This is a genomic window from Rothia uropygioeca, from assembly GCF_004136585.1.
GTDB lineage: Bacteria > Actinomycetota > Actinomycetes > Actinomycetales > Micrococcaceae > Rothia.
The window spans coordinates 915,154-927,252 of record NZ_NOIR01000001.1; the positions used below are offsets into that span (position 1 = coordinate 915,154).

10 protein-coding genes, 1 tRNA gene and 1 pseudogene are annotated in these 12,099 nt (G+C 60.8%); 7 read left to right on the plus strand and 5 right to left on the minus strand.

The features are described 5' to 3' along the window. Positions 1 to 6 precede the first annotated feature (6 nt). From EWR20_RS04080 to EWR20_RS04085, 3 genes and pseudogenes are all read right to left on the minus strand, one after another. Complete coding sequence (locus tag EWR20_RS04080; protein WP_371811971.1) at positions 7 to 2,298, minus strand: RNA degradosome polyphosphate kinase; 2,292 nt, start codon at positions 2,296 to 2,298, stop codon at positions 7 to 9. 6 nt (positions 2,299 to 2,304) lie between these two features. After that, positions 2,305 to 3,369: pseudogene (mshD, locus tag EWR20_RS12865) on the minus strand (mycothiol synthase); the annotation flags it as partial. Between the two features lie 137 nt (positions 3,370 to 3,506). Further along, a complete protein-coding gene (locus EWR20_RS04085) occupies positions 3,507 to 4,193 on the minus strand; it encodes a response regulator transcription factor (protein ID WP_129359235.1) in 687 nt (228 codons plus the stop codon). A 277-nt stretch (positions 4,194 to 4,470) separates the two neighbouring features. Here EWR20_RS04085 and EWR20_RS04090 point away from each other — a divergent pair, with 277 nt between their 5' ends. From EWR20_RS04090 to ygfZ, 3 genes are all read left to right on the plus strand, one after another. Further along, a complete protein-coding gene (locus EWR20_RS04090; RefSeq protein ID WP_129359237.1) occupies positions 4,471 to 5,166 on the plus strand; it encodes a hypothetical protein in 696 nt (231 codons plus the stop codon). 171 nt (positions 5,167 to 5,337) lie between these two features. Next, a complete protein-coding gene (locus EWR20_RS04095; protein WP_129359239.1) occupies positions 5,338 to 5,943 on the plus strand; it encodes a nitrobindin family protein in 606 nt (201 codons plus the stop codon). Continuing rightward, the gene (gene ygfZ, locus EWR20_RS04100) at positions 5,940 to 7,091 is read left to right on the plus strand and encodes a CAF17-like 4Fe-4S cluster assembly/insertion protein YgfZ (RefSeq protein ID WP_129359241.1); all 1,152 of its coding nucleotides are present in this window, start codon (positions 5,940 to 5,942) and stop codon (positions 7,089 to 7,091) included. The genes EWR20_RS04095 and ygfZ overlap by 4 nt, the downstream gene beginning before the upstream one ends. Before the next feature lie 109 nt (positions 7,092 to 7,200). Here ygfZ and EWR20_RS04105 read toward each other — a convergent pair whose 3' ends face one another. After that, positions 7,201 to 8,232: a 6-phosphofructokinase gene (locus EWR20_RS04105; protein WP_129359243.1), complete on the minus strand. Its 1,032-nt coding sequence runs from the start codon at positions 8,230 to 8,232 to the stop codon at positions 7,201 to 7,203. 209 nt (positions 8,233 to 8,441) lie between these two features. Beyond that, on the minus strand, positions 8,442 to 9,653 hold the full coding sequence (locus EWR20_RS04110) for a pyridoxal phosphate-dependent aminotransferase (RefSeq protein WP_129359437.1): 1,212 nt from the start codon (positions 9,651 to 9,653) through the stop codon (positions 8,442 to 8,444). Positions 9,654 to 9,960: 307 nt separating this feature from the next. Between EWR20_RS04110 and EWR20_RS04115 the strand changes: the two genes are divergently transcribed. The 4 genes from EWR20_RS04115 (at position 9,961) to rplK (ending at position 12,015) form a co-directional block, all read left to right on the plus strand. Further along, a tRNA-Trp gene (locus EWR20_RS04115) sits at positions 9,961 to 10,033 on the plus strand. 94 nt (positions 10,034 to 10,127) lie between these two features. Next, on the plus strand, positions 10,128 to 10,412 hold the full coding sequence (gene secE / locus EWR20_RS04120) for a preprotein translocase subunit SecE (protein WP_129359245.1): 285 nt from the start codon (positions 10,128 to 10,130) through the stop codon (positions 10,410 to 10,412). 82 nt (positions 10,413 to 10,494) lie between these two features. Continuing rightward, positions 10,495 to 11,346 (plus strand): transcription termination/antitermination protein NusG, encoded by an 852-nt coding sequence (gene nusG / locus EWR20_RS04125; protein ID WP_238147555.1) that lies wholly within the window; start codon positions 10,495 to 10,497, stop codon positions 11,344 to 11,346. 240 nt (positions 11,347 to 11,586) lie between these two features. After that, the gene (gene rplK / locus EWR20_RS04130) at positions 11,587 to 12,015 is read left to right on the plus strand and encodes a 50S ribosomal protein L11 (RefSeq protein WP_129359250.1); all 429 of its coding nucleotides are present in this window, start codon (positions 11,587 to 11,589) and stop codon (positions 12,013 to 12,015) included. The last annotated feature ends 84 nt before the right edge of the window (positions 12,016 to 12,099 follow it).

Below are 12,099 nucleotides of genomic sequence, written 5' to 3' on the forward strand. Positions count from 1 at the left end.
CCTCGGCTACTGGCCCGGGTACATTCCTCGTTTGGCCCGGGACTCCAGGAGCCAGGACTGAATATCTCGGAGGGGTGTTCCGTCCTCCGCCCGTGAGAAGCGTGTCCACTTGCCGTCCGAGCTGAGATGCCAGTTGGCAGTCTTCTCGGAGATGTACATGGCCATCACTCCCATAAGGTACCGGATATGCACTGGATCCTTGATGCGCACAAGCGCTTCGACCCGGCGATCCAAGTTTCGGTGCATCATATCCGCCGAACCTATGTATGCCACGGGCTTGCCACCGTTCTCGAAGGTGAAAACCCTCGAGTGTTCGAGGAAACGGCCCAGGATCGAGCGCACCTTGATGTTCTCGGACAGCCCAGGCACCCCAGGCCGCAGGGCGCAAATGCCACGCACGACAATGTTGACTTCGACTCCAGCTTGCGAGGCGCGGTACAACGAATCGATGATGGCCTCGTCCACCATCGAATTGCACTTGATCTGAATTTGGGCATTCAATCCAGCGCGCTTGTGGGCGATCTCGCGATTGATGCGGTCGATCAGTCCCGACCGCAAGGACCGGGGCGCAACCAACAAGGATTTGTAGGCCGTCTTGGGAGCGTAACCGGAGAGCTGATTGAACAAGCGCGAGACGTCTTCTGCGACCTGAGAGTCACAGGTCAGCAGTCCCAGATCTTCGTAGAAGCGCGCGGTGGACGGATGGTAATTTCCCGTCCCGATGTGGCAGTAACGGCGCAGGCCGTCGGACTCCTGACGAACTACAAGGGAGAGCTTGCAGTGCGTCTTGAGCCCCACGATCCCGTAGACCACGTGAACGCCGGCTTCCTCGAGCTTGCGAGCCCAGGAAATATTTGCCTGCTCATCGAATCGAGCCTTGATCTCAACCACGGCCAAGACCTGTTTGCCGGCTTCCGCCGCTTCGATGAGTGCGTCAACAATGGGGGAGTCGCCCGAAGTCCGGTAGAGCGTCTGCTTGATCGCCATGACTTGAGGGTCGGAGGCCGCTTGTTCCAAGAAAGCCTGAACACTCGTGGCAAAGGAATCATAAGGATGCTGGAGAAGTACGTCGTGCTCGCGCGTTGCCGAGAACACGTCTGCCGCCTTGGCCGTTTCCGCCGCATTGAGGAACCGACTGGTATGAGCGATGTGCTTCGGGTAGTGCAGCGCGGGGCGATTGACCTTGACGATGCTGGACATGCCCCTCAGATCCAGGGGCGCCGGCAGGCGGTATACCTCGGAATCGTCGACCCTGAGTTCCGAGACCAAAAGATCCAGGATTGCCGGGTTGATGGTGTCTTCGACCTCCAGCCGGACCGGCGGCCCAAAACGGCGACGCAGAAGCTCTTTCTCCAGGGCCTGGAGGAGGTTCTCCGCATCGTCCTCTTCGACCTCGAGGTCTTCGTTGCGCGTGACGCGGAAGACATGGTGCCCGACGACTTCCATGCCCGGGAAAAGCTGATCGAGATGTTCGGCGATGATGGCCTCGAGGGGGATGAACCGCGCGGTTCTGGACGGAGAATTGGCGTTCCTCGAGCCATCGACGGAAATCATCCGATCCAATTGGTCCGGAACCTTGATCCTCGCGAACAGTTCTTTGCCGGTCTGAGGGTTCCGAACGATGACCGCCAGGTTCAGCGACAAGCCGGAGATATACGGGAAAGGGTGTGCCGGGTCCACTGCCAGCGGGGTGAGGATCGGGAAGACTCTCTCCCGGAATTGGGCGGTGAGTCGCTCCTTGGCCTGGCCCTCGAGATCGTCCCAACCGACGATGTGGAGTTTCGCGTTCTCGAGCTCGGGAAGAACCTTCTGATGAAAGACTTCGGCATGGCGCTGTTGCAGCCGGTGAGCGGACTCGCTGATCAGCTCCATCTGCTCGTCCGGGGTAAGCCCTGAGGCCGAGGGGACAGCGATACCTGTGGCAATGCGACGTTTGAGTCCTGCAACACGGACCATGAAGAACTCGTCGAGGTTTGACGCGACGATCGACAGAAAATTGAGCCGCTCCAGCAAGTAGAGCGAGGGGTCTTCGGCCAATTCGAGGACACGCGTGTTGAAGTCCAGCCACGACGCTTCCCGGTCAGCGAATCGTTCCGGGCCGAAATCTCCCTGAAGCAACGGCGTCGAAAATTGTTCCGGTGCATCGATGCGATCCCCACGCGTTTCCGCACGTTCGATCTTGGCGATGTTGGTGGACTGGCCCGGCTGGGTCAGATTGTTCTGACCCGAATCGGTGGATGGCTCGGGCTTCGCGAGGGTTTCTTCCTCGTCCGAAACGGCCGAGGACGGCGCATACATGGTGTCGACGTCCCACGGACGGAAACCCAGTGACTCATACAGTCCAACTGCCGCGGAATTGTCAGCGTCGACATAGAGAACGATGGCATCGAGCGGCGTTTCCGAGGGGTCGTCTTGTTCGCCGAATTGCGCCAGGTAGTCCATCCCGACCAGGGTCAGGATCCGCCCCAGACCAGTTCCTTGTGCATCCGGGGAGACCCCAACGGCATAGACCTCGCCTTCACGGGACCCATCGGCTTGTTCTTCGATCTTGGTCCAGTGGAATCCCAAGAGCGCGGGTTTTCCGCTGGAATCCTGCTCGGACTCGGCGAGGAAGAAACCTTCCGGGCGGAACCATGATTCTTTCTGGCGGGCCTGAAGATCTTCCAGCCCGAGTTGTCCCTGCTCCGGGTGGTCCGCGAAAGCACGTGCGTTGAGGCGCACCCATGCTTCGGCATCGGAATCCTGGAAGGTCCGGATGTGTACAGGCGGTTCCGGTGCGTGTTTCTCGGCTTCCTCTTTGATGGAACGTCGTGACTGCGGTGTGAGGTTGAGGCGCATTTTCCAGAGCTCACGCACGGGAACGTAATCGAAGCTGTTGGCGAGAGAGACTGCGGCCAAAGGTGCTGAGTAGTCACGGGTTTTGTCGGCGACGCCGGACCCGTGTATCCACACCCGATACTTGTTGACGTCTTCCCCGAGTCCTTGGTCTCCAAGGAGGAACTCCGCGATGGCTCGGCCGAGGCCTTCTCCGCGATGGCCCGGAGCGACGGCACCCTCGACCGTGCCGTTCGACTCAGCCTCGTCGGGGGCTGCTGCAACCGCGACACCAACGAGGTTCTCGTCTTCGTAAGCGGTTATGACAATGGGGGCCGATGCATCCTGGCGGTTCTGTTCGGCAGCCCGCCGAAGTTGAACCAGGGTCTGTTCGGAGAACGGGTTGGCACCGTCCTGTGAATGGACACGCTGGACAAGGGCCTCCACGTGCCGGACAAGCTCCGGATACGGACGTGTTCTATCCACGGAGTATCGAGAAGTCGCATTTCCGGGCGCTGAATTCACCGCGTACCTACCCAATCCGAGTCGCTTCATTATCGGCGGTGTCGTGACGCCGCCGTGTCACCTTCCACTCTACAAGCAGGGCCTTTAGCCCCGCAGACGCGCGATGCCCTGAACGCTCAACTGTGGATGAACTTTTTGGCCCTGGCGTCAACCACGGCCGAGAGACCCTATTCCTCGGCCGGATGCCGCAATTCCGTGAGGCTGTATCCCACATTCCGGACCGTGGTAATCAGCTGGTCATGATCAGGTCCAAGTTTTGCGCGCAAACGGCGAACATGGACATCGACCGTCCTGGTTCCGCCGTAATAGTCATACCCCCAGACCTCGGACAGCAGCTGGGCCCGCGTAAAAACTCGTCCGGAATTCTGGACCATGAACTTCAGTAGTTCAAACTCCTTGTAGGTCAGATTCAAGGTATGGGATCCGGCCTTGGCCGAATAGGAAGCTTCATCCACGACGATGTCTCCGCAGCGTATGACGTCTTCATCCAGGATGCCTTCGTTTGCTTTGACCCCCGCCAGGCGTATGCGCGCTTCGACTTCTGCGGGTCCCGCAGCGGCCAAGAGGATGTCATCCACGAGCCATGAGGGAGAGACCGCGGCCATGCCGCCTTCACTGAGAACCATGATGATGGGGTTTTCGAGACCGGTTCCCTTGAGCAACTGCGCGGTATTGCGGGCGGTGAGCAAGGCTTCCCGGCCATCGAGAAAAACCAGGTCGGCCGCTCGGGACTCGATCTCCGAAACCGAAGCTGACGTCGGACGCACCTCGGTCTCATGCGCGAGAAGCCCGAGCGAGGGAACTATATCCGAGCAGGGACCAGTCGCATCGCTCAACACGAGGATCTTGACCATCGGCGTCGTCCTTCCGGATTACTCATGCGCACCGGATAAGGCTGTCCGGGAGCGCTCTGTCAAAGCGCGATACCGACAATATGCGTCCACCGCGCGGGAGAGGGCTCCGTTGCCTTTTGTCGGTCAGTATAGGCAAGTCTCCGTCAGGAACCGCCATGCTACGTTTCGTTGCCCCGACCCAACCGGTGGCTAGACTGAGGACGAAAGACCGATCGGCAGCTTTCGACGACTACACCTGCCGAACCCGGCAAGCCGTTGAAAGACCCTGGAGGAATTTGTGGCGCACAGCGATGTGTCTCCTGGCACCCACGCGTTGCGAACCGTTGGGACGGAGGGCAAGCAACGCTATTGGCTCGTGGCCGCATCGAGCGTCGTCGCCCTCGTCGTTTCCCTGTTGGGCGCGATCCTGCAACCCTGGGTCTCGCTTTTCGCGACCGTGCTGATGGTCGCGATCATAGCCTGGGGCTGGCCTGCCGCCTCGGGTATCGCTGAGTGGAGAGGACGCAAGAACGTCCTGTCCCACAGCGCTATTTTCGCGGCTTGCGGTTGGGCCAGTTGTGCTCTGGTCTTCCTAGCCCCCATGGGAAAATTGCTCACGCTGCTTCCCGCAGTGGTGGCAATAGGCGTCGTCGTGGCCTTCATGGTCGAACTCGCTCGCGGCGAAGGTGCCCCCGCCCGTCTCGAATCAACGATCACCGCTGCGGTTGGGGTGCTAACCTCCGTGAGCGCCTCGGGCTGGGTCGGTATGTCACTGCTTCATCATGAAGCACAGGCGAGCGTCATCGTGTGGGGCGCCGGTTTGGTCCTCGCGCTGTGCATCGGAGCCGTCGGGGCCCGCATGATTGCGGCAGGGCCGGAAGACGGTCCTCGACGAGGTGCCATGACACTGGGCGTAACCCCGGTCGCGTTCTTGGGGATTCTGGGTTATGCGGGCGCGTTCCTCATCAATCGCGTGATAACTTGGGTTTCATGATCATTGCACTCGAAATCCTGTTCCTGGCTCTCTTGGGACTGGCATCGCTGTCGATCGCAGGTTGCGCTGTGCTCGTTATTGGCGGTCTTTTCCGGGGCCAGAAGTAAAGCAACATTTATCGTCAGTAGCCCGGGCATGGATGCTCGGGCTTTTGGCGTTTAAGATGGACTCATGCCTATTGAAATCCCCACGGATCTAACCCCCGAACTCGTCCCTTTCGCCTGGCTCCTCGGCCATTGGGAGGGAGTGGGCGTGCTGGGTTACGCCGACGCCGAGGAACGCCAATTCGGCCAGATCGTCGACTTCAGCCATAGTGGCCTGCCTTATCTCGAGTACAGGGCTGAGTCCTATCTTCTGGACGACGAGGGAAACAGAACTCGCCCCATCACAGTGGAGACCGGGTTCTGGCAGCTGGATCGCAAGCTGGGAGAGAAGGACTTAGGCCCGGGCCTGCTTCCTGGTGCGGAAGAGCCCGCCCTGTCGACTGCTGCCGACGTCGAGAAGCTCCGCAACGCGGACCAGGGCTTCGACATTCTGGCAACTATCAATCACCCGGGCGGGGTCAGCGAATTGTATGTCGGAGCCATCGAGGGGCCCCGCGTCCAAATGGCGACCGATGCCGTGATGCGCGGAGCGAATGCCAAGGAATACACTGCGGCGTCGCGCATGTTCGGCCTCGTCAACGGGGAGTTGATGTGGGCATGGGACATGGCTGCGGCTGGGCAGAAAATGGGTTCGCATGCTTCGGCTCGACTTCGCAAGACGGAGGTCTCATGACCAATTACTCATCACCGGTGCTGAAGGTGCACGGCGCGGTCGAAGCCGCGGGTTGCGACGACGGCGTCGCCGCCCACTACGGAGACCCCACGAGGGAGCAACGTTGGCTCGAACGGTCTTCGGGGGAGCGCCCGGTCGTTGTCGACCTGTCCCATCGGGGAGTGGTTTCAGTCGCGGGCGAGGACCGAGCCAGCTGGCTCACGACTCTTTCATCCCAGGTCATCGATGGATTGCCGGCTGGAGCGAGCACCGAGACCACCCTTCTCTCGGCGCAAGGACGCATTGAATACCAGCCCCATGTGGTGGTCGGCCCGGAAAAGGTCTGGCTGATCGTCGAGGCGGGACAGCAAGAAGGCCTTGTGGGTTTCCTCGATTCGATGCGGTTCATGCTTCGTGTAGAGGTCTCCGACGAGACGGACGACTTCGCGGTGATCGGCTCGACATCGGATATTCGAGGCAGGTCGGGAATCGCCTCAGACGCTCCGGTCTGGGAGGACCCGTGGCCCAGGGTAGGCCCGGGCGGCACCTCCTATGCGGAGGCCGAGAATCATCCCGGTCAGTCATGGAGCTATTGGGAGACCTTGATACCCCGCGGCGACTTGGCTTCTCTCGACGTCGAGTGGGTCGGCATCTGGGCCCTGGAAGCATTGCGCATCGAAGCTTGGCGCCCCCGTTTCGCGACCGAGGTGGACGAACGCACGATTCCGCATGAGCTTGATCTCATGCGAACGGCGGTGCACATGTCGAAGGGCTGCTACAAAGGCCAGGAGACGATCGCTCGGGTCCACAACCTGGGCCATCCTCCTCGCCGCCTCGTGTTCTTGGATCTGGACGGTTCCGAACACACGCTTCCTGTCCGAGGCTCGGAGATCTTCGTGGAAGGCGGTAGGCGCTCTGTCGGTCGGGTCACGAGCGTGGCCCTGCACCATGAGTCGGGTCCGATCGCTCTGGCCGTCGTCAAGCGGAGCGTGGACCCGGATTGCCGGCTGATCGTCCGTGACACGTCCTCCCACGTCGCGCCCGGGGAATCGCCTGATCGGGAGGCCGAACCCGTGTCGGTCGAGTACGCAGCCGCGCAGACCGTTGTGGTCAGTCCCGATGCCGGGCAAGCGGTCGGGCGACGCAATCGAAACGATTTTCTGCGCTGATTAGCCGGCCGTGCCCCGCAGTTCTCCGGCAGGAGGACTTTCCTAGGAACAAAAAATCAAGCGCCGCACCCTTGAGGGTGCGGCGCTTGGTGTCTTTTTTGATGACGAATCAGCGACCGAAGAGGACCTTTGCTTCGTCCCAGCGGTTCTGGGGAACAGATTTGAGACCGCTGAGGGCCTCGGCGAAGTCAACGCGGTTGATGTCCGTGCTGTGCAGGGCAACCATTTTGCCCCATTCTTTGTCGTGCACCAGGTCAACGACCGCCATACCCATGCGGGTGGCCAAGACGCGGTCGAATCCGGTGGGGGCGCCGCCCCGCTGGATATGCCCCAGCGTCGTATTGCGAGCTTCGATGCCGGTCATACGCTCGATCTCGTGCGTGACGTACTCGCCGATCCCACCCAATCGGGGACGGCCGTCCTTCTCGAGGCCTTTTTCATGCACGACTTCGTCGAATCCTTCGGGAATGAAGCCTTCGGCGACGACGACGAGCGGTGAACGGCCTCGCTCATGAACCTCGCGCACCCAGTCCGCTACTTGCGTCATGGGCACCTTCTGTTCCGGGATGAGCACGGCGTGGGCGCCCGCCGACATCCCGGAATGCAACGCGATCCAGCCAACGTGTCGGCCCATGACCTCCGCGACCATGCACCTGTGGTGAGACTCCCCGGTTGTGCGAAGTCGGTCCATGGCATCCGTTGCGATGGAGACGGCCGTGTCGAAACCGAAGGTGTAATCCGTTGCGCTGAGGTCATTGTCGATGGTTTTGGGCACCCCGACGACGGGAAGCCCGGCATCGGCCAAACGTTTCGCGCCTGCCAAAGTCCCCTCGCCGCCGATCGCGACGATCGCGTCGATCGCATTGCGCTCGAGCATGATGGAAATCTTGTCCGGGCCACCGTTGGGTCCGTCGAAAGGATTGGTCCGTGACGTACCCAAGATAGTTCCGCCGGTGCGGGCCAATCCGCGGACTCGCGTGCGCGGCAGATCCATAATGTCGCCCTCGACCACACCTCTCCAGCCGTCCCGGAAACCCACGAATTCGTCGTCGTAGGTTTTGACGCCGTTGAGCACCGCACCTCGAATCACGGCATTGAGTCCGGGGCAATCGCCACCGCTTGTCAGAAGTCCGATTTTCATGGGGTCTCCTCGCTACGAGCCAACCAAAGTGTCTGCTTTCAGTGTAGCGAACAGTTGGGAATTTGTGGATATCCAACGCACAAGAAATGCCTAGACCGCCCCGATATATGTGGGTCATCGGGGCGGTCTGTTTATGGCTATGTTGTTTTATGTTGTTTTTCCGGGCAAGAGGCTCGAGTCTGTCCGTTCCGCAGTCGCGACGAGGGCACTCAGCGCTGTGCGCCCGCGAGCAGCTTCTGGATGCGGGTCACGCCCTCCTCGAGGTCGGAGTCCGCCAGTGCATACGAGAGGCGAAGGTACCCCGAGGGGCCGAACGCCTCGCCCGGAACCACGGCAACCTCGGCTTCCTCGAGAATGACCTCGGCGAGATCGGTGGAAGAATTGATCTTCTTGCCCGCAATGGTGCTTCCGATGAGGCCCGTGACATCAGGGTAAGCGTAGAAAGCGCCCTTAGGGGTGGGGCATGTGATTCCATTGATCGCGTTGAGGCCCTTGACGATGCTCTGGCGCCGTCGGTCGAAAGCCTCTTTCATCTCCTCGACGGTATCCATCGGTTGGGTGATCGCGGCCAATGCGGCCCTCTGGGCAATGTTGTTCACGTTGGACGTCAGATGGGACTGGAGATTCGAAGCAGCCTTGATGACGTCGGCCGGGCCGATCATCCATCCCACACGCCAGCCGGTCATAGCGTACGTCTTGGCTACTCCATTGAGGACGATGACGTTCTCACCCAACTCGGGTGCCGCCGTCGCGATCGAGGTGAAGGGCGTCTGATCGTACGTCAGGTGCTCGTAGATTTCGTCCGCGATGACGAAGATCCCCTTTTCGGCGGCCCAACGTCCAATCGCCGTGGTTTCTTCCGGGCTGTACACGGCGCCCGTGGGATTGGACGGAGATACGAAGATGAGGGCTTTGGTGCGGTCAGAATACGCTGCCTCGAGCTGGTCGACCGTTACCTTGTATTCCTGCTCGGAGCCAGCGAAGACCTCGACGGGATTGCCGCCGGCCAAGCGGATCGCCTCGGGGTACGTGGTCCAGTAGGGGGCTGGCAACAGGACATCGTCGCCCTCCTCGATCACGGCAGCGAAGGCCTCGTACACGGCTTGTTTCCCGCCATTGGTCACGATCACCTGGGACGGATCCACCGAGTACTTCGAGTCTCTCAAGGTCTTCTCCGCGATGGCTTTGCGCAATTCCGGAAGGCCCGCGGCCGGCGTGTAACGGAAGTTTGCGGGGTCGTTCAAAGCCTCGCGGGCCGCATTCACAATGGGGCTGGGGGTCGCAAAATCTGGCTCGCCCGCCCCGAAGCCGATCACGGGCCGTCCCTCGGCCTTGAGTGCCTTGGCCTTCGAGTCCACGGCCAGAGTGGCGGATGGGGCTATGGCTGCAATGCGCGCGGAGATGCGTTCGTGGGACGGCATGGTGCTCACTTTCGTCGAAGACGGTTCCGGATAGCCGCACCGGCTTGCGCGGCGCGTCGGTGCTACGGACAATCCTATGCGTCGTGCCGTCCAGGAAACACGCCCGGAGTGGTTCTTGTGGAAAGTTTCCTGCCGGAGAGCCTCGAAGGTTCCGAGGCCGGCGAGCAGGGAGTGAGGCGAATGCGAATTCATAAATTGCGGTGCTTGGCCAAAGCCGCTAAAGTTGACGTTCGGTGCTCGCCACCGAGGATTGCGTATGCCCGTGCGGCACATGCGTACCTGAAGGCGAATGGTGGTTTTCCGCCGAAGGGCAGTGGCGCAATTGGTAGCGCAGCGGTCTCCAAAACCGCAGGTTGCAGGTTCGAGTCCTGTCTGCCCTGCATTATCATCCCCTCACGAAGACCCAATTCGTGGCATATAGTCGAGAGCGTTGCATAACGTCCAAGCCATAACGAACGAAAGGGGCGGTACCGAATGGCTAGAGCTGCCGCTGCGGGAGCCGCCGAGGAAGATGCCAGCACCGAGAAGCGCGGCTTCTTCGGACGTATTTTTCTCTTCTTCAAACAAGTCATTGCTGAGCTGAAAAAGGTCGTCAGCCCCACCAAGCGCGAACTCCTGAACTACGTCATCATCGTCCTGGTGTTCGTCGCTTTCATGCTGTTGTTGATCTTCGGCCTCGACTACCTGTTCGGCCAAGGAGCCTTCTGGCTCTTCGGCGATGGTAGCTTCGGTCAGAAGCCCACGGGCGCCCAAGGCTAGACTGAGATTTCAGACGAACCCGCCGCGTGACCGAGCGCTCGGTCGCGCAGGTGAGAACACCCCCAAGAAAGCAGGAAACGCAGTGTCCGAGCAGGAACTCGAGAACTCCGCCGCGGAGAACCAGGTCGAGGAGACCTCTCCCGAGCAGGCAGAGCAGGCCGACGCCGCGGAGCAGTCCAGCCAATCCGGCTTCGAGCAGACCGAGTCCACCCTGGTCTCTGCTGCCCAAGAGGATTCAGAGAATTCCGAAGATGCGTCCGCCAACTTCGACGACACCGTCGAGCAGGTCTCCGAAGCCTCTGAGGGGGATGCCGACGTCGACCCGATGCAGGAATTCCGGTCCAAACTCCGCCGCCAAGAGGGCGACTGGTACGTGATTCACACCTACGCCGGGTACGAGAACCGGGTCAAAACCAACCTGCAGACCCGTGCCCAGTCCATGAACATGGAAGACGACCTCTTCGAGATCCAGGTGCCCATGGAAGAAGTCGTCGAGATCAAGAACGGCCAGCGCAAGACCGTGAGGCGTGTTCGCATTCCCGGCTATGTCCTGGTGCGCATGAACCTCACGGACGAGTCCTGGGGCGTCGTCCGCCACACGCCGGGCGTGACCGGATTCGTGGGACAGGACGCCTACAACCCAGTTCCTCTCCGTCTGGACGAAGTTGTCGACATGCTGGCTCCCGTTTTCGAGGCCGAGCAGGCCGAGGCGGCCAAGGAAGCCGGGGAGCCGATCCCCGCAGAGGTTGCGCCCCAGCTCAACGTGGGTTTCGAAGTCGGGGAATCCGTCATCGTCAAGGAGGGGCCGTTCGAAACTCTTCCGGCCACAATCTCCGAAATCAAGCCCGAAGCTCAACAGCTCGTGGTTCTTGTATCGCTGTTCGAGCGCGAGACCCCCGTGACCTTGAGCTTCAACCAGGTCACCAAGATCTGATTCCATTCGACCCGTATCGCAATGCGCGGTGTTGCCTGTCAACGGCAGACCGCGCATTTGCGTTTACCGGAGTGAGTTTGGTCCCGTCAAGTGGAGAAACCTTCGCATTCGGGGCTAGACTTGTGATCGCGTGTGCTCGTTCGCTTTGGCGTGCGCACGTGAGGTCGCCGCGCCACGGCGACCCACCGCCGTCGTACGCTCCTGTGCGTCGGTAAGCCCCATTCAAGAAAAGGACCTCAATTGGCTCCCAAGAAAAAGGTCTCAGGCCTTATCAAGCTGCAGATCCAGGCAGGCGCCGCTAACCCGGCACCTCCGGTCGGCCCCGCGCTCGGTCAGCACGGCGTCAACATCATGGAATTCTGCAAGGCGTACAACGCCGCAACCGAATCCATGCGCGGCAACGTGATCCCCGTGGAGATCACTGTCTACGAGGATCGCTCGTTCACCTTCGTCACCAAGACTCCTCCGGCCGCCGAACTCATCAAGAAGGCCGCAGGCGTTGCCAAGGGATCTGGTGTTCCGCACACCAACAAGGTCGGCAAGATCAGCATGGACCAAGTCCGCGAGATCGCCGAGACCAAGATGCCCGACCTCAACGCCAACGACATGGACGCAGCGTCCAAGATCGTCGCCGGCACCGCCCGTTCGATGGGCATCACCGTCGAATAATCCTCCGGGATAAATCGACAGTTCTTCAATAATTCATTCAGCCCGCGCCGGACGCGGGAGGCCCGTCCTAGAACGGGTCGGTGG

Excerpts from the sequence above, each read along its gene's own strand:
- EWR20_RS04080 (WP_371811971.1), bottom strand. The coding sequence starts at position 2,298 with ATGTATGCGCCGTCCTCGGCCGTTTCGGACGAGGAAGAAACCCTCGCG.
- secE (WP_129359245.1), top strand. The coding sequence starts at position 10,128 with ATGGCTAGAGCTGCCGCTGCGGGAGCCGCCGAGGAAGATGCCAGCACC.
- EWR20_RS04085 (WP_129359235.1), bottom strand. The coding sequence starts at position 4,193 with ATGGTCAAGATCCTCGTGTTGAGCGATGCGACTGGTCCCTGCTCGGAT.
- ygfZ (WP_129359241.1), top strand. The coding sequence starts at position 5,940 with ATGACCAATTACTCATCACCGGTGCTGAAGGTGCACGGCGCGGTCGAA.
- EWR20_RS04110 (WP_129359437.1), bottom strand. The coding sequence starts at position 9,653 with ATGCCGTCCCACGAACGCATCTCCGCGCGCATTGCAGCCATAGCCCCA.
- EWR20_RS04095 (WP_129359239.1), top strand. The coding sequence starts at position 5,338 with ATGCCTATTGAAATCCCCACGGATCTAACCCCCGAACTCGTCCCTTTC.
- EWR20_RS04105 (WP_129359243.1), bottom strand. The coding sequence starts at position 8,232 with ATGAAAATCGGACTTCTGACAAGCGGTGGCGATTGCCCCGGACTCAAT.